The organism is Peribacillus simplex, assembly GCF_900156045.1.
Classification (GTDB): domain Bacteria; phylum Bacillota; class Bacilli; order Bacillales; family DSM-1321; genus Peribacillus; species Peribacillus simplex_D.
In genome coordinates this window covers 480,496-498,413 of the sequence record NZ_FTMX01000003.1, presented here as the reverse complement: position 1 = coordinate 498,413, position 17,918 = coordinate 480,496, and the positions used below count along the sequence as shown (strand labels likewise).

At 37.7% G+C, this 17,918-nt stretch carries 19 protein-coding genes; 15 read left to right on the top strand and 4 right to left on the bottom strand.

Features of this window, described 5'->3' with window-relative positions:
* The first annotated feature begins 13 nt into the window (after positions 1 to 13).
* Complete coding sequence (locus BW986_RS13800) at positions 14 to 1,201, top strand: class I SAM-dependent methyltransferase (protein ID WP_260320851.1); 1,188 nt, start codon at positions 14 to 16, stop codon at positions 1,199 to 1,201.
* Between the two features lie 91 nt (positions 1,202 to 1,292).
* Complete coding sequence (locus tag BW986_RS13795) at positions 1,293 to 2,225, top strand: ATP-grasp domain-containing protein (RefSeq protein ID WP_076368438.1); 933 nt, start codon at positions 1,293 to 1,295, stop codon at positions 2,223 to 2,225.
* A gap of 126 nt (positions 2,226 to 2,351) precedes the next feature.
* Here the strand turns inward: BW986_RS13795 and BW986_RS13790 are convergent, their stop codons facing one another.
* Positions 2,352 to 3,902 carry an ABC-F family ATP-binding cassette domain-containing protein gene (locus BW986_RS13790; protein WP_076368437.1) on the bottom strand — a complete coding sequence of 517 codons (1,551 nt, stop codon included), beginning with the start codon at positions 3,900 to 3,902 and terminating at the stop codon, positions 2,352 to 2,354.
* 206 nt (positions 3,903 to 4,108) lie between these two features.
* Between BW986_RS13790 and BW986_RS13785 the strand changes: the two genes are divergently transcribed.
* Positions 4,109 to 6,301, top strand: coding sequence for a DNA topoisomerase III (locus BW986_RS13785; protein WP_076368436.1), 2,193 nt, complete (start codon positions 4,109 to 4,111; stop codon positions 6,299 to 6,301).
* A 146-nt stretch (positions 6,302 to 6,447) separates the two neighbouring features.
* Here the strand turns inward: BW986_RS13785 and BW986_RS30235 are convergent, their stop codons facing one another.
* Positions 6,448 to 6,612 (bottom strand): hypothetical protein, encoded by a 165-nt coding sequence (locus BW986_RS30235; RefSeq protein WP_179086069.1) that lies wholly within the window; start codon positions 6,610 to 6,612, stop codon positions 6,448 to 6,450.
* A gap of 620 nt (positions 6,613 to 7,232) precedes the next feature.
* On the opposite strand from BW986_RS30235, the gene BW986_RS13780 reads away from it, so the two are divergent.
* Positions 7,233 to 9,221, top strand: coding sequence for an acyltransferase family protein (locus BW986_RS13780; RefSeq protein WP_076368435.1), 1,989 nt, complete (start codon positions 7,233 to 7,235; stop codon positions 9,219 to 9,221).
* A gap of 437 nt (positions 9,222 to 9,658) precedes the next feature.
* On the opposite strand, the gene BW986_RS13775 is transcribed toward BW986_RS13780, so the two are convergent.
* Both BW986_RS13775 and BW986_RS13770 read right to left on the bottom strand, forming a co-directional pair.
* Positions 9,659 to 9,928, bottom strand: coding sequence for a hypothetical protein (locus BW986_RS13775; protein ID WP_142244602.1), 270 nt, complete (start codon positions 9,926 to 9,928; stop codon positions 9,659 to 9,661).
* A gap of 100 nt (positions 9,929 to 10,028) precedes the next feature.
* Positions 10,029 to 10,847 carry a DUF5677 domain-containing protein gene (locus BW986_RS13770; protein ID WP_142244600.1) on the bottom strand — a complete coding sequence of 273 codons (819 nt, stop codon included), beginning with the start codon at positions 10,845 to 10,847 and terminating at the stop codon, positions 10,029 to 10,031.
* A gap of 105 nt (positions 10,848 to 10,952) precedes the next feature.
* Between BW986_RS13770 and BW986_RS13765 the strand changes: the two genes are divergently transcribed.
* The 11 genes from BW986_RS13765 (at position 10,953) to BW986_RS13715 (ending at position 17,819) form a co-directional block, all read left to right on the top strand.
* The gene (locus tag BW986_RS13765; RefSeq protein ID WP_076368432.1) at positions 10,953 to 11,441 is read left to right on the top strand and encodes a hypothetical protein; all 489 of its coding nucleotides are present in this window, start codon (positions 10,953 to 10,955) and stop codon (positions 11,439 to 11,441) included.
* Positions 11,442 to 11,468: 27 nt separating this feature from the next.
* Positions 11,469 to 11,708 (top strand): hypothetical protein, encoded by a 240-nt coding sequence (locus tag BW986_RS13760; protein ID WP_076368431.1) that lies wholly within the window; start codon positions 11,469 to 11,471, stop codon positions 11,706 to 11,708.
* Complete coding sequence (locus BW986_RS13755; RefSeq protein ID WP_076368430.1) at positions 11,709 to 11,948, top strand: hypothetical protein; 240 nt, start codon at positions 11,709 to 11,711, stop codon at positions 11,946 to 11,948.
* 593 nt (positions 11,949 to 12,541) lie between these two features.
* Positions 12,542 to 13,162: a hypothetical protein gene (locus tag BW986_RS13750; protein ID WP_179086068.1), complete on the top strand. Its 621-nt coding sequence runs from the start codon at positions 12,542 to 12,544 to the stop codon at positions 13,160 to 13,162.
* A 135-nt stretch (positions 13,163 to 13,297) separates the two neighbouring features.
* Positions 13,298 to 13,510, top strand: coding sequence for a hypothetical protein (locus BW986_RS13745; RefSeq protein WP_076368428.1), 213 nt, complete (start codon positions 13,298 to 13,300; stop codon positions 13,508 to 13,510).
* A 372-nt stretch (positions 13,511 to 13,882) separates the two neighbouring features.
* Complete coding sequence (locus tag BW986_RS13740; protein WP_076368427.1) at positions 13,883 to 14,164, top strand: hypothetical protein; 282 nt, start codon at positions 13,883 to 13,885, stop codon at positions 14,162 to 14,164.
* A gap of 12 nt (positions 14,165 to 14,176) precedes the next feature.
* Positions 14,177 to 14,854: a hypothetical protein gene (locus BW986_RS13735; protein ID WP_076368426.1), complete on the top strand. Its 678-nt coding sequence runs from the start codon at positions 14,177 to 14,179 to the stop codon at positions 14,852 to 14,854.
* A gap of 1 nt (position 14,855) precedes the next feature.
* Positions 14,856 to 15,080 (top strand): hypothetical protein, encoded by a 225-nt coding sequence (locus BW986_RS13730; RefSeq protein WP_076368425.1) that lies wholly within the window; start codon positions 14,856 to 14,858, stop codon positions 15,078 to 15,080.
* 37 nt (positions 15,081 to 15,117) lie between these two features.
* Complete coding sequence (locus BW986_RS13725; protein WP_076368424.1) at positions 15,118 to 15,495, top strand: cysteine-rich VLP protein; 378 nt, start codon at positions 15,118 to 15,120, stop codon at positions 15,493 to 15,495.
* 101 nt (positions 15,496 to 15,596) lie between these two features.
* Positions 15,597 to 16,091, top strand: a complete 495-nt coding sequence (locus BW986_RS13720; protein ID WP_076368423.1) for a helix-turn-helix domain-containing protein — start codon at positions 15,597 to 15,599, stop codon at positions 16,089 to 16,091.
* 1,122 nt (positions 16,092 to 17,213) lie between these two features.
* Positions 17,214 to 17,819, top strand: coding sequence for a recombinase family protein (locus tag BW986_RS13715; protein WP_076368422.1), 606 nt, complete (start codon positions 17,214 to 17,216; stop codon positions 17,817 to 17,819).
* Positions 17,820 to 17,918: the final 99 nt, after the last annotated feature.

Below are 17,918 nucleotides of genomic sequence, written 5' to 3'. Positions count from 1 at the left end.
TTAGGAGGTTCATATGAAGGCAAGTTATTATCATTTAATCACATTAATGGCGAACATGTTGGATCAAGCTAACATCCCATACCAATTTACAGGTCGATCCGCTCTGTTCGTGCAAGGAGTGGATATCGGTGAGTATAAGAACATCGATATTGATGTACAATGGGATGTCTTTAATGAGGCTTTAGATCTTTTTTCCGAATACGCACCAACAAAGCCTGAAAGAAGTCCTGAGACTGCCTCCTTTCTAATGGATGTCGAGGGGGTTTCTGCCACTGTGCGCTGCCGGTTTAACACGACCATTAAAACGGACCCTTATCGTTTGTCCATTAAGATGGGGAATATGGAGGTTTGGTGCAGGTCGTTATACAGTTATCTATACGACGAAGAAATGAGAAATTGCAGTTCCGAGATCCATGCTTACTTATCTGCCGAGCAGAAGGGGTTCACAGCGGAAAATGAACAGGCGTGGAACCAGAATAATTATTTAGCGCTGGTCAATCGATATGGAGATCCCGTGGAATTGGCATCCAAAATCAAGCAAAATCCAAAATGGAGACTGCACCCTTTTTATAAATATATGGGAGAAACATCCGGTAAAAAAATCACTCATTTGATGGGATCGAACGGTGTTAAAGCAGTTGCCCTTGCCATATTGGGAGCTGAAGTGAAAGTAGTTGACTTTTCCCAGGAAAATGCAATGTTTGCAAATGAGCTGGCCAGTGGGGCCAATGTCTCCATCGAGTATATCGTTTCGGATGTCCTTTCACTATCATCCGAGCATGACTCAGGGAATCAGGATTTGGTTTTAATGGAGCTCGGTGTACTTCACTACTTAATAGATCTGCAGCCTTTATTTGAAAAAATTAAAAAGATGCTGAAACCTGGAGGCCGGTTCGTTCTGCATGAATTTCACCCAATTTCAACAAAGCTCATTACTTCAAATGGTAAAAAACATAAAATAACAGGCAACTATTTCGCTCCGGCAATCGAAAACAATGAGGTCGCTTTTTCGAAGCATATGCCCGACGAGGAAAAAGGGAGCCTTTCAAGAGTTGTACAGCGTAAATGGACAATCGGGGAACTGGTAACGTCAATAGGTCAATCAGGGCTTGTTATTAAAGTGCTCGAGGAAGAACCGAATCATAAAATCCATGATATTGGGCTTCCGAAAACATTTACCTTGGTGGCTGAACGAGTGTAGGGATGCAGTTAAAAGTGTTATGCGTATAAAAAGGATGTCTCCAAGCCTCAGATAAAAACATAAAATTTTAAACAATCAGGAGGAATCTTTTATGAGTAAAATTTATATCATTCATGAAAATGAGGAATGGACTGCCCATTTAACCAAAAGAATGAATGAGTTAGAACTTCCCTATGAAGAATGGCATCTTGATCAGGGTGTGGTGGATTTAACAGAGGAACCGCCAGAGGGCGTTTTTTATAGCCGTATGAGTGCAAGCTCACATACTCGTGGGCACCGATTTGCGCCTGAAATGACAGAATCTGTGCTAGCGTGGCTTGAACAGCATAATCGTACAGTCTTCAATGGGTCACGAGCGCTTCGTTTGGAGGTCAGCAAAGTCAATCAATATACGGCACTGACAAAGGCTGGAATTAAGACTCCGAAAACGATCGCAGCTGTAGGTAAGGAAAATATCATGAAGGCAGCAGAGAAATTAAATGTCGCTTCGTTTATCACGAAACATAACCGTGCAGGTAAAGGACTCGGTGTTCAATTATTTCACTCAGTAGAAGCATTGAAACATTATGTGGAAGGTCCAGAATTCGATGAACCAGTTGATGGGATTACATTAATTCAGGAATACATAAAAGCGCCGGAGCCATTCATCACCCGTTGTGAATTCGTGGGTGGCAAGTTTATTTATGCGGTAGAGGTTGATACATCCGAAGGCTTCGAGCTTTGTCCGGCAGATGCATGCCAAATTGGTGACTTATTCTGCCCGATCGGTGAAGAGGTAGAAGAAAAACCAAAATTTCAAATTGTGCAAGATTTTCATGATCCGATTATTGAAAAATATGAAGCGTTTTTAAAAGCGAATGAAATTTCGATTGCAGGAATTGAATTCATTCGTAACAGCGATGGTGAAATCTACACGTATGACATCAATACCAATACGAATTATAACAGTGACGCTGAGGAAGCAGCAGGCCAATATGGCATGCTTGAATTAGCGAAGTTTCTAGGATCCGAATTGGCGAAATAAAACTTGAACAAATAAAATAAAAAAAAGTGTTGCTGACTGAATGGGGGATTTTATAACCATTTCAGTCTTTTTTGACATAAAAAGAAGGTGCCCCGTCTCAAGCGGGCACCCTCTAAATAGACCAAGTTAATTATTGTTCGACCATTCCTCTACATCCCATACCTTGGTTACCCAATCTTCATAGAAATCAGGTTCATGGCATACGAGGACAATCGTTCCTTTATACTCTTTCATTGCACGTTTCAGTTCTTCTTTTGCAACTACATCCAAATGGTTGGTCGGTTCATCGAATAACAGCCAATTGCTTTCGGTAAGCATGAGTTTACAAAGGCGCACTTTTGCTTGTTCCCCACCGCTTAAATGGCTCATCGGACGTGAAATGTGCTCGTTTTTCAATCCGACACGGGCAAGGATCGCACGTACCTGTGGTTGGTCCAGATGCGGGAATGCATTCCATACTTCATCGATCGGCGTCGTATCGCCTGCTTTCACTTCCTGTTCAAAATAAGAAGAAAAAAGGAAGTCCCCAAGTGATCTTTTACCGCCTAGAGGGTCGATTTTACCCAAAATCGTTTTTAAAAGAGTGGATTTACCAACTCCGTTACAGCCGACCACGGCAATTTTTTCTCCTCGTTCGATGGTCATGGATAGCTTCGGAAGCAATGGGCGGTCATATCCGATTTCCAGATCTTCACCTTCAAAGACATAACGGCTGCTCGCACGTGATTCTTTAAAGTCGAAAGTAGGTTTCATTGCAGTTTCTGGACGATCGATACGTTCCATGCGATTCAATTGCTTTTGACGGCTCTTTGCCCGGCCGGTCGTTGAATAGCGGGCTTTATTTTTTGCAATGAAATCTTCCTGCTTTTTAATGAATTCACGCTGTTTTTCATATGCGTTAATATGTTGGTTTTTATTCAATTCAGCCAGCTCAAGGAATTTTTCATAAGTTGCCGTGTAACGGGTCAGTTTAGAAAATTCAAGATGGAAGATGACGTCAACGACGCCGTTCATGAACTCGGTATCATGCGAAATCAATAGAAATGCATGTGGATATTCCTTTAAGTAGCTGCTCAGCCAGCGGATATGCTCCACATCCAAGTAGTTGGTTGGCTCGTCGAGCAGCAGGACTTGCGGTTGTTCCAATAGTAACTTCGCCAATAAAACCTTTGTCCGTTGTCCGCCGCTTAGGGCAGAGACATCACGGTCCAACCCGATCGCATCCAAACCTAAACCGCGTGCCGCTTCTTCAATTTTAATATCGAGATTGTAAAAACCGCCGGCTTCCAGCTTGTCCTGGATTTCACCCATTTGTTCCAAGAGTTCTTCAAGTTCTTCCGGAGTGGCCGTACCCATTTTTTCTGTAACTTCATTCAGTGCTTTTTCCTGCTCGAATAAAGGCAAGTATGCATCCCTTAAGACGTCGCGAATCGATTTACCTTTAGAAAGTATCGTATGTTGATCAAGATAGCCATATTCGACACCAGGTGTCCATTCCACCCGGCCATCATCATGGATGAGTTGTCCAGTAATGATATTCATCATCGTTGACTTCCCGACACCATTCGCCCCTACCAGGCCTACATGTTCACCGGCCATCAGGCGGAAGGATACATCCTTGAATAAAGTACGGTCGCCAAAGCTGTGTGCTAATTTATCTATAGAAAGTAAGCTCATTTTATATTGAACCTCCCAATTAATTTGAAAAAATCCCTACGTTTCATCATACTAAAATCTGCACGGGATTGCTATCTAATCTATTAATTTACATATATGTGGGTGCGGGGAGCCCAATCGATCCAATGCCATGCTATGCATTATCGCCCTGTCATAAATTATATGAGATAATAGAGGAACCAGTTTAAAAGCGAAAGGATGTTATTATGAGTAAAACAGTCGTACTGGCCGAGAAACCTTCTGTCGGAAGAGATATAGCTAAAGTGCTGAATTGCGGGAAGAAGGGCAATGGCTTTTTTGAAGGCGAACAGTATATCGTCACTTGGGCACTAGGTCATTTGGTGACCCATGCAGATCCGGAATCTTATGATGAAAAATACAAAATATGGCGCCTTGAGGACCTGCCCATGTTGCCGCCTACATTGAAGTTGGTTGTCATCAAGCAATCAGGCAAACAATTTCAATCGGTTAAAACACAATTGAACCGCCATGATGTCAAGGATGTCATCATTGCAACGGATGCAGGCCGTGAAGGGGAACTTGTTGCGCGCTGGATTCTCGAAAAAGCGAATGTGAAGAAGCCGGTCAAACGGCTTTGGATTTCCTCTGTAACGGATAAAGCGATCAAAGATGGATTTAAAAACCTGAAGGATGGCAAGGAGTATGAAAACCTATTTGCCTCTGCTGTAGCAAGGGCGGAAGCGGACTGGATCGTTGGGATGAACGCGACACGTGCCCTGACGACCAAGCACAATGCCCAGTTATCCTGCGGAAGGGTCCAAACGCCGACACTTGCGATGATCGCAAAAAAAGAAGAAGAAATAAAACAATTCCAGCCTAGGAAATATTATGGCGTTTCGGCAATGGCGGAACCTAATTTGCGCCTGATATGGCTAGATGCCCAATCAAAGGATATCCGCACATTCGATAAAAACAAGGCAGAACAGGTTCTTGCAGCCGTTAAGGGGAAAAGTGCAGAAGTGGTTGATGTTAACAAGTCCCATAAGAAAAGTTTTGCCCCTTCTTTATATGATTTAACAGAACTTCAACGGGACGCAAATAAGAAATTCGGCTATTCGGCGAAAGAGACGTTATCAATCATGCAGCGCTTATATGAAAGCCATAAAGTCTTGACTTATCCAAGGACGGATTCACGCTTTTTATCAACGGATTTGGTTGATACGCTAAAAGAAAGATTACAGGCTGTGAGCATTAAGCCATATGCCCAGTATGCATCGAGGATCCTGCGCAGCCCGATTAAGGTCAATAAATCGTTCGTGGATGATAGCAAGGTTTCCGATCACCATGCAATCATCCCCACTGAGCAGACACCGCTGCCGGGAAAACTGAGCGACAAAGAATCGAAAATCTATGATTTGGTCGTGAAAAGGTTCCTTGCTGTATTGATGCCGCCTTTTGAATATGAACAAACGACCATCACCGCAAAAATGGGGCAGGAGACGTTCATGGCAAAAGGGAAGGTCATCCTGAAGTCAGGTTGGAAGGAAGTTTATGATCACCAATTCGATGAGGAAGAAGCTAAAGATGGCCTTGCTGAGCAACTGCTTCCGAACGTTCAAAAGGGTGACAGTTTAACCATTTCGACCGTGAAACAAACAGAGGGTGAAACGAAACCGCCGGAACCATTCAATGAAGGTTCGCTTCTTTCGGCAATGGAGAATCCCGCTCGTTTCATGGCAGGAGAAAGCAAAGAGCTCATCAAGACCTTGGGTGAAACTGGCGGGATCGGTACTGTTGCAACGCGTGCTGACGTTATAGAAAAGCTGTTCAATAGCTTCCTGATTGAGAAGAGGGGAAAGGGCCTTCATGTTACCTCGAAAGGAAAACAACTTCTTCAATTGGCACCTGAAGACTTGCGATCTCCAGCTTTGACAGCTCAATGGGAGCAAAAGCTAACCGCGATCGCAAAAGGAAAGCTGCCAAAACAGGCTTTCATCGGTGATATGCGCGCCTATGCCAAAAATATCGTCCATGAAATCAAAAATAGTGACCAAAAATTCAAGCATGATAACGTGTCAGGAACGAAATGTCCTGATTGCGGCAAGCTGATGCTTGAAGTGAATAGTAAAAAGGGAAAAATGCTTGTCTGCCAAGATCGTGAATGTGGCCACAAAAAAAGTGTTTCACGTGTAACAAATGCAAGATGCCCACAATGTCATAAAAAGATGGAAATGCGCGGTCAAGGAGAAGCACAGACATTCACCTGTAAATGCGGTTTTCACGAAAAACTTTCTTCTTACAATAAACGAAGGGGGCAAAATAAAAATCAAAAAGTATCCAAAAATGAAGTCTCCAATTATATGAAAAAGCAAAATAAAGAAGAGCCAATCAATACTGCCTTGGCGGATGCCTTGGCAAAACTGAAATTCGATAAATAAAAGAAAAGAGCCCTTCACCTTTAGCTCCATGGTGAAAGGGCTCTTTTTTTATGGGGTTATTTGAAATGGCGAAATTCATATAAATGAAAATGACGGCAGAAAGGGATGGAGCGAGTGCTCCATCCCTTTCCATATATCTGCTTCTGTTAAACTTCATTCAGTACGGTGCCATGTAATTCATATTCAAGTGCTTTGTCAGTGTGTGTGTGTTTATTCGAATCTACTCGTGTGAGCGTACTGAATGGCTTCTGATCACCCGGACTGAAAATTGCTTCATCATTCTCTGGATTCCATAGGCTGTAAATACTCATGATCGTATCCTCCTCCTTTGGATGAGAAGACTAGTAATTCCCATACTTGATTATCATCTAACGCTTCAATTGACTCTAACGCTGATCACCGGGACTAAACACCGCTGCGTCATTCTCTTTGTTCCATTGGCTTCTGATTGTACTCATCATGCACATCATCTCCTTTGGTGAGAATGTCTTACAGTATTTGTATACCCGGCTGGGACAGGTTAAAACATATATTTTAAAAAAAGCATGGTTTTATCCAGAGATTCATGTAATAAAACAAACTTCCTTTTACTATCAAACAGTTTGAATTGCAAAGATTATTTTTGTGCGGGGATGTTCTTATGTTTGACAGTTTAACAATCTCGATCAGTTGGAGCATGCCCACGTTTTCGTTGTCCCTAGTGGACTGACTTTTTTTATAAAGAAACGTTCTATTTCAATGAATTTAATAGCGGGTGGGCTTCGTACCCAGGCAACGTACATTTTCTGTAAGGGGGCCTGGTTGATAAGTTGGGAAAAGCTCCGGACTCGTGAAAATTAAAGAACCTTTTCTACTATATTGACAAAGCATTATTGTAAAGTGATATAATTTTAAATTGTATGCATGACGAAAAAGTAGGAGATAGAATCAAATGAATCAGCCATTAATTAATATTGAGAGTAAATTCAGACCCGAGATCGAAGGGCTACGTGTTGTTGCGGCACTGCTGGTAGCGGTATATCATATATGGTTAAATCGTGTTTCCGGCGGGGTTGATGTTTTCTTTGTAATTTCAGGTTTTCTTATTACCACTTCAATTGTTTCCACAATTAAACGAACAGGGGAATATCGTTTTAGGCCATATGTCACGAAGTTAATGAAAAGGTTACTTCCCTCTGTATTTTTTATTCTTGCAATTGTTCTGGGTTTAAGTTGGTTTTTATTACCAAAATCAATTTTGGATAAAACTATACATGAAGTATTTGCTTCAATGTTTTTCTACCAAAACTGGCAACTGGCTATTTCGAGCACGGATTATTTAGATTCCAGCCAAATGAAAACACCGGTTGAACACTTTTGGGCTTTGTCTATACAAGGACAATTTTATTTAATCTGGTTTTTAATATTCACTTTAATTTTATTCTTAATAAAAAAATATAAACTAACTAAAGTTAAGACATTAATCAATACTATTTTAGGAATATTATTTGTTTCTTCTTTTATATACTCAATATATTTAACCTCAGTCAATCAGCCATGGGCTTATTTCATTACGATGACACGCGTTTGGGAATTTGCTTTAGGCAGTTTGCTCTGTATCAATTTATCATCAATCAAGGTTAATAAATATATTGCTACCGTGATAGGTTGGCTCGGATTAATCGGTTTAATTTTAACTGGAATAGTCTTCAATGTATCTGAAATGTTTCCGGGGTATATTGCCTTATGGCCAATGACCTGTGCATTATTCATTGTTTTGTCTGGTACATGCGATACGAAATATGGTGTCAAACGCTTTTTAGGTTCACCTGTAATGGTGAAGCTAGGTGGAATTGCTTTTGGAATCTATTTATGGCATTGGGTATTATTGGAGTTCTATCGTTATAATGTCCAGGAAACTCCAGGATTCATCGTTGGAACTCTTATTATCATTTCATCTATAGCCCTGTCGTTTTTAATGACTCGATATATAGAAGAACCAATCCGAAGCTCAAAGGATAATAAATACTCATTCAAGAGACTCGGGATAATGGGCAGTGTGAATGTACTCTTGATTGCATCTCTTTTAATTGGAGTATATATAGATAAAAATAAGCTGGAAAATAATATAAACGATAAAAATTATCCAGGAGCGTTAGCTGTAAAAAATCCTGATGATATACCTGATCAAGAACCAATCCCGTCATATTCTGAAGTCTTTGATGATTTACCAAAAGCGCATTTGGACGGCAGTAACCAAGGGTTAAAGGAAAGTGACTTGAAAATTGGGGAATATGGCGAAACTGAAAATTACGATGCTACAATTGCCTTGATCGGCAGTTCCCATTCAGAGCATTGGTTAGGTGCCATTTTAGAAGCAACAAAAGATGATAATTATCGTGTATTGAATATGACTCGTTCAGGTACACGTTTTTCAACAGGTTATGCGGATGATGATTTGAAAGGTATCTGGGTCAATAATGTTCTCGATTATCTAAAGGATGCAGATGTAGATCTTGTCATTTCTCACGCCACAGCTTCTGATTCGCCTAATAATAAAATACAACAACAAATGGTCGATCAGCTGCAGTTTGTTAAAGATGAATATGGTATTGAAGTGTTAGCGATACGTGATGATCCAAGATATAGTTTTAACGTACTGGAATCATTAGAAACAGATGGACTAGAAGAAACTACAAAAAAAATGAATTCAGTAGATAATCAGAAAGACGAAAGCTTTTGGAGACAATTTGAAAAAGAGAATAAATCCTTGCATAAAATTGACTTAACAGATTACTTCAAGGTAAACGGTAAATTCCAGCCCATTATTGGTAATGTTATAATTTACCGTGACAATAGACATTTAACGAATACTTATTCTGAAAGTTTCGGACCTGTTTTTGAAGAAAAAATCAACGAGATAGGCTTAATCGAAAAGTAAGTTTAGCTAATTGGAATTTGTTTGAAGTCTAAATATGATAAAAATCTGAGTTCTGTGTTTTACAGGACTCGGATTTTTTTATTTCTATAGGGATTGATGAATTTGTGGTTACTTTGACTAATCCCATAAGTCACTTGTACTTATACGAAGAAAAAAACCCTGTTACTACGCGGGAGAACCGCATTGTAACAGGGTTTTTTAATTAGCGTCCCAGATAGGAGTCGAACCTACGACCTACAGCTTAGGAGGTACTGTTTTTCACAGTTTCCTTAACAAGTAGGCTTGGACTGTTTATAAAAGCTATTATAACGGCAATTTCCATGCTTTTACCGTATACCATGCGTAAATACTAAATAAAAGTGTCTGACGTTTCCGAAACAATGTTTCCGACTTTTATTATACAAGCTTTATTAGTTTTTTTTCAAGGTATTATTTGTTTATTGTAGAATCACGCAATACCATCCGTCTTTACCGAGTAATTTTATAAGCTTGGTTATACTTACTTCATCAAGCACAGGGTTAGTTTCACCGACATATAATTCTGATCCTGACAGTGCGACAAAGGTTCCGCCTATAAATATTGGAAATAGAAAATTGCCATTTTTAATGAAAAACACTTTCTTCCTTTTGTGTTTTTTTAATTCTTCTAAAGTTAAATCCTTATTAAGTTTAATTTTATTTGCTTTTAATGCACCAGAAATCATCATTTTTTCATCCGTCCTTCACATAAGTTTTTGTCTTACACTTATGTACTTGCAGTTAGAATGAGTTTTAGGACATCAGTATAAAAGAATTTTTTGGTATTGCTTAAATATAATCATCCGTATTTGATAAAATAATACGTCCACGTTTTTTCTTATTAAGAAATGTATCCCATTCATTAAAATGGTTTATTATATTTTTAGTCGTTTTTTCAATTTCTAAATATTTCATAGTTCTTGCTAACAATGTCATTTGAACACTAATTGAAAAATATAGTATACGTGCTTCAAGAAATGGTTTGGGTTTATATGAATCAAAGTTAAAAGTCCCATTCTCATCTTCAGTTCCGTATGATATGTAAGTAGTAGGATTAAAATGAACGTAGGTGTTAAACATTTGATAAATAGCACCATAAAATACTTGATTATCAGTTTTTTTTGCTAAACTGTGCATTTTTTCAAAATGGTATGGTAATTTTATTTCCTTTTTTAGGATTTCATTTTTCAAGCGTCTAATTATTTTTAAATCTGTTTTGTTATTTATTTTTAATTTATATTGCCTGTTTGTACCTCGTAGCATTTTTTGTAATTGAAATTCACTCATAGCCTTGTATTCTTCAATAACTACATCCTTTTCAGCTTTTATAAGATAACAAAGATGTAAATATCCTTCAGTCAATACCCTTAGTAAGACAGTAGCTTCTATATAGCTATTCTCTAAATCTTGGCTTTCCATTAAGATGTTTATTGCTTTAAAATTCCTTTTACATTTTATAAATAAGTGATAAAAATGACGTTTTATATCTTTATCAATTTGATATTGATATTCATCACTATCTTCAATAAATTCAATTATTTCATAAACACCATTTTTTAATTTTTCTAATTCAGATTTAATGATTTTTATTTCTGTGGATTCGTCCATTACATCCAACCTTTTCTTTTTCCTTATTATACCATTTAAAACATTTTTAATAATATGATATTGATAATTTTATATTTACTACATAAAGAGATTGGGGAATCAGGTATGGAATTTTTAAAAGCGTTAATCACTGATATAAGTGTTATCGGGTCAATAATAGGTGGGTTAATTGGTGGAGTGTTTACGTACCTGGCTGTTATTCTGACGTTAAATAATCAAAAGAAGAATGAGTTTCCGAAAAAGTTAGGAACTTTAGTAAACATGCTTTCTGAGGTTGATTCTATTGAGAGTCAATTAACTAAATATGTTGGAGTTCCATCTTTACCTGGAGTAATCCAGCCAGTGAGAAAAATAGATACAAAGGAATTAGAAAAATCACTTATGGTACAGGCTGTTACCGTGGATAGGGAAACATATGCATACGTTTCAAAAGCATTTTCTTTATACAAAAGACTTGGTTATTCTGAAAGTATTAGAATCACTTCTGCATTACCTGAGGATATTAAGCATGGTACGGTTTTTCAAAGGCATATGAAACAATTACATTTAAATATAGACCATCAAATAAAACGCTATACTAAGAAAATCGAATAACAATATTTTGGGCTTTGGGTGCTAATTATGACAGAAAGAAAGATGTGTATCTATTGCGGGAAATGGCATGGTTTTCAACTAATGACTCCACTATACGAACAGGGAAAGATTTATGTTGCCTGGTATTGTGAGGGATGTTACCAGCGGTTAAAAGTAACGTGGCAAAGCTTCCATATTCCCGTTTGTTTACGTGGGGAGAAAAAGGCAGCCATAACGAAAATAACAACTGACCAACTGTGTGAAATTAAAACTATGGGAGATACTTAAATGTGGTTAAAAATGAGTTTAGGAATATTTGCAATACTAGGGTATTATCTTATGGGGTATGCTGTGTTTGGGAATAAAAGGAAAATTGATGATGTGTATATAGGTACTTCTTCTAGCCTTATTGAGGTGATATTGGATCTTACGTATGAATTCTCCCCAACGTTAATAAGGAGAATCTTGCTATTCCTTTTAGGATTAGTTACCGCATTTATCTTTACAATGGGAGTCATTCTGTCATAAAAAAAATCCCTCAATCCACTAAGGAAAGAGAGATTCTTATATATTACTAATACTATAGAATTTTCAATTAAAGATTAAGATCAACATTGCTTGTTTACTTCGTAACCCTCGCCATATTTTAAAGATTAACTATTATTTATTACTATGATAGCTATTATTAGATGATTTATTATGTTTTTCTTAATCGGTGAAAGTGATCTTCTTTCACAATGTTTTGATCTTAGTACTGTTAATAGAGTTTAGTTAAGTTTAAGTTATCTTTAAGGTTCTTCTATTACTAGTTCGCCAAAAGCACCCATAAAACAGGCATTTAATAATCAAAATATAGGGATTAACAAAAGTAGTTGATATGACTGGGTTTCTGAAAGTCACAAATTCAGGGATTAACCCTTAATGAACCTGTACGATTTTTGACCAACTACATTAACTTGGGTTAATCCCTGATTGGGGGATTAGTAGACAGTTATTAGTCCCTGAATCGGGGATTATTAACTAAGAGTCCTTACCATATGTAACTATTGTTCTTGCCCTTGTTGGCTTCATTGGGATAGCTAGTCAGTAACATGTGTTATTTATAAAGAAATGAGGGCTTAATGTCTATGAATAAATTTAAAGATCCAGCTATCATCATACTAACTTTAACAGTTGTTAGTTATGGAATAACTTATATTTATGAAACTGGTTATAAAAGCTATTACAAGTTGCCTGCTATGTTTATCGATTTAAGTATAAACTCAATGACGTCAACTTTAACAGCTACTTTTTTTGTTTTTATTTCAATTTATGCTAGTTGGAACTTTCTAAAATTTATGCATTCAGAGGTATCAAAAGAAGTTCCATCGTATATTTTGCTTACTAACTCAACGTTTATTAAGGGAGTACGTACAGGAATTACAGATAATATAAAATTATTGAATTTGATTGTGATTTGCTTTTGTTTACCATTTATCGCTAACTCTACAGGTAGATTGGGTGAATATGCGGCATCTGAAGAAACAGAATATATGGTTATAAAACAGAGTGGACTCCTGTATGTAGCAGTTACCTCATATAAAGATTCGCTAATCATTGCACCTCTAAATTTAGAAAAGGAATCTATGACACCAAAGTTTAAAGCCATTGAGATGAAAGAATTAAAGGATACAGAAACGATCCATTTCGAAAATGGCTTGAAGGTGGAAGATGTGAGAAATAGTAAGGATTTAATTGAGTAGATTCTTCTACGGACGATACCTAGACCTTCGTAATAGGAGTGTGGCGTTTTATTTCGTTACCAATAGATATAAATTAGGGGGGGGATAAAACCTCTGTATGAATCCTTTAGATACCTTAGAAAGGGTGTTGTTGAAATGAGTAAAAACAATGAAAGCGATGAATTAGCTGAGATCATAAAGGGTCTTGAGAAGATGGCTGGAGATTTAGAGGGTTTTAAAAAGGATTTTAAAGAAGGCTTCGATAAGGTAAACAGTCGGTTGGATGCAATTGACGAAAAGTTGGGTAAATCAAACGGACAAATTCTGGAACAATTAAAGAGGATTAACGCCAACTTAGAAAGAAATTAAAAAGGCTGAGGTGCTACGTAATGGCAGCACCTTATTTGTATTTTTCAATCAACTCCAACTTTCTCTTTTGCAATCTTAGCTATGGTGTCCCCAGTTATCGCAAAGTGTCTAATACCTCTTTTATTTTCATAATCAAATTACTTTCACACTCATATGAACCGTTATATCACATATTCTCTCACAGTCGTGTGAATACCCTTTTTTAATTAGATTAAGTTTTCCTCTGTGGTACCTGTAATTAGTACCTTCGCCAAAATCTATAAAGTAAGGCGGGCTTATGGTTCGCTACGGTTAAGGGTGGGGCAATTGCTTCACTCTTTTTTGTTTACCGTAACTTCAAAAAATTTGGACTAAGAAAGAGAGGTAAAAGGATTGTCACTATACAGCAAAAACGATATCCCATTTATTCAGCTTTACGACTATCGCCATATCAAAGAAACAAGGCTATTACGCAACCTTACGTTAAGTGAATTTAGCACTTATATGAAAACTGATGTCGGCACACTTAGTAAGCTGGAAAACAACTTATTAGAATTTACACCTCATTATCACAGTAAGTTTTCTGACACTATCCAAGAACTGAAATTATCAAATTTAGAGTTAATTAGTATTAAACGAGTAATTGAACTAAAAGCCCTAAGGGGAATTAACTAAGGAGGAAATAAAGTGATTACTGTAGATCGTACAAAGATCGACCAGTCTATAGAAAATATGGGCACTATGTTCAACGCCACTAAAGAGGTACTGGCAAGCTATGAGGAAGAAAAGAAGGTACTGGAAAAGCGTGGGGAAGACCTTAATAAGAAAGTTGCAGAACTTCAGGAACAACATACGCAATTGTTGTTAGATAGGGAGATAGCGAAGGATAACACGAGTGATTATATTTACCTTTCAAAACAGCTTGCTGATACACAGAAAGAAATGAGAATAATCGTATCTCTGCAAGAAGAATTGAAATGGGACTTCAAACAACTAAAGAAAAAGTACGTCCTGACTATTCAAAACACTTACGGTAAAGACCTGTCTGCGAAGTCACAATTTGACGTAAATGCCAATGTGGAATTAGTTCGTTATGAATTGCTTAACGCCATTGCGGATTATGCCAAGGAAGTTAGGAAACAGCAACAACCCCTGATGGAAATTATCGGTGATGAGTTCTTAGATGATGAAGAATTGATGGAAAATAATCTAAGTTTCCGAAGGGCCTTTGATTTTGATTCCACCTATCTTAGCTATTGGGCCGAAGCAGGTAACTCTGTGATTGGTAAGAATCAGGTGTTTTCTGCATGCAGTGGTAACTTAGATCCAAATGTACGAAAACCAAAAGTAAAGGAAGTGGAATGAGGTGACTAAACCTTTAGATAAGATCCTTGAAGGATTGACAGTGAGTGAAATTATAAAACCCACAACAGAACCAACCCCATTAAATGAGGAACGAATGCGTCTCTATTTCGATGCAGTAAACAAACCCTACATTTTCTATAATCCGTATTCCAGCATTCAGCGTAATGCCAAGCTAAAAGATACAGATACTGGACAACAATCGAAACAAAATAACCCTACTAGCTAATGGTGGGGTTTTTCTATGAGGAAAGGAAGTGGCACAAATGGAAAGAGGTCATAAAAACACTGTTATCGCATGTTCAAAGCTTGCTGAAAAGAACTGTGCTAATTTCTTAAATGGTAAGTGTTTAGGTGAAAATAGATGTCCTGTAGTTAACGGGTCAATCAGCAAAGGATTACGGTGTTCTTACTTCGAAGCAGCTGTATTACCTGATGACGAACAGTTACAAGAAAACTATCAAGTACACGTCCTTAAACAAGGTGCTAGTTATTCCTCTAAGAAGTGCAAAGGGTGTTACAGAGTATTCAAAACAGATAACTACCGTTTGCAGTATTGCGGTGATACTTGCAAGGGAATAGCCAACAGGAATAACAAGCGTTTATATGCTAGTAAAAGTAGAAAATCAGTTATTAAAGAATAGCGTCATATCAGCCTTTCTAAGGGCTTAAACTTACGGGTAGCTAACTAGGGTATTCAAAACCCAAAAATAAGGTTCTGATCTTCGATAAAGGGGGAAATAACATGGCAAATAATAAGAAGAAGCGTAAAAGGATCAAACGGCAACTTAAACAGAGATTTAAACAAACATCAGGTACAGTAATTGTCTCCATTGAACCTCCTAAAGAGTACAAAGCACACATATTGTACAAAGGTAAATATGACCTTGAAAATCAGGCATATCAGGTTCAATTGGATCAAGTATACGGTACGGGTAGGATAACGCCTATTGAACGGTTCATAACCCATAAATCCATTATCCTCCACGAGTGTAGCGAATGTGACCATAAGTTCTATTCTAGACCAAAATGGCTATTGTTCAAGGGAGATCAGCGTCATGTTTGTGGTATTGATGTTGGGAAGATCGGTGACGTTAAAAAGTCTAAAAGATACTTATCCGATAATGATAAACTGAATATAACTTTACTATTTGAACAAGGCATGAGTAAGTCGAAGATAGCTAATGAGTTGGGTTTCAGTAGGCAAACAGTCGGTAACTATCTAAATAAGCAGGGTTAGGGTAAGTCACCTTAATTCCTGCTTATTTTTTTGGATATTTATTGATTGAGACATTCAGCAACATTAAGCCAATCCCTATAATTGCGGCAAAAAAGGTTACTATGACGCCCTGTGGAGTTCTGACCATGAGACTATAGAGAAGACATGGCATGAACGCCAGGACGATTAGAATGTGGAACAATCGGTATCTGGACATTAAAAACACCTCTTTCCCCAGTGTTCAACTCTCCATATTATACCATTTTTTCCCTAACCGAGTTATGGAAATCCACCGCAAAAATTTTTATAGCAAGTTACTGTAAGGCAATGTGATACCCGTTTGATCTTCAATCCGCTATTGCTGTAAATGAATTCCATCAAAAGGTTTGGAAACTATCACGTATATTTTTCATACACCAGACGGCCAGTATATAGAGACCCCCCTCCCCTATATGGTGGCTTCCGTCATTACAGAATCATAGTATCCATTCCCCCAACACACGCAGCGACCTGAGATCCATCATAGTGCTTTACTTTCCTTCGCTGTTATTTCATCCGTTTGTTTCAAATTCTTCGTATTCTGTTCTTTCCTCTGTTCTGTATCTCCTTGTCTTGCCTAGTCTCCTTACGCCTTTAGGTGTTCACCATCCATTGTCCTTACTGGTTTCCTTTGCCTTGTCAATTCTATCGCTAATCAGCTGTGTGGGCTGGTGCCCATTAGCTACTTGCTTACTTGGTTACTTCTTGAATAGGAGGTAAATTGCTATTACATTCACCGCTACTAATCCGACAATCTCAACAATTCCACTAAGCACTACAAACATCAACTTTAAGAAAAACAGTGTTATTTCCATTCGATTTCCCCCTAATTAGCTATTTATTTCTATGTCTATACAGTATTGTTGACAGACTTTTAAAAACTAAACTCTTTATAAGAGAATCTTAAAATAAAAGTTTGATTGTGACAGTTTCCTAAAGAAATCAAGTCTAAAAAGGTACACCATAATAGACGGTAAAGAAACTAACATATTAGTGTCTAATAAGTGGTTAAAATAAACCTTTATAAACGTCTATAAACTAATTGATCTTTATGTACGGTTGGTGTATATTAAGACTATCAAATAGAAAAAGGGCGGTTTTATCATGGGAATCAATTTCGGCTATGTACGGGTATCATCAAAGGAACAGAATTTAGACCGTCAATATGAAGCTGTAAAGGGCTATGTAACAGACGAGAAATACATATACAGTGATAAGGCTAGTGGCAAGGATATGGAACGTGAGGGCTTTCAGAACTTGCTTAAAGCTATGAGGGAAGGCGATACCCTTTATATTAAATCTATAGACCGTCTAGGACGTAATAAAGACCTGATTAAGAGTTACTTAGAACATTTCAAGAAAGAAGGGATCAGGGTTAAAATTATCGACCTTCCTACCACTATGCAGGACGTACCAGCAGGAAACGAATGGGTTATCGACATGATTAACAACATCATCATAGAGGTTTACACGTCAATGGCTGAACAGGAAAGAATGAATATTAAACAGCGTCAATCCGAGGGTATTGCGGTTGCTAAAGCTAAGGGTAAGCATTTAGGGAGACCAGTTTTAGAACTTCCTAAAGAATGGGGTAAGCTGTACAAGGAATGGAAAGCTGGAAAGATTACAGCTGTAAAGTTCATGGAAGAAGTGGACATGAAGAAAGCCACATTCTATAAAAAGGTGAAAGAATACGAGGGGACACTTTAAGAGGTGTCTTTTTTTTCTGCTTACAGGGGAATTGTGCATAAAAAAGTTCTACAGATTGGTTCTGTAAAACAAGTGCAGAAGCGATATTTGACCAAATAT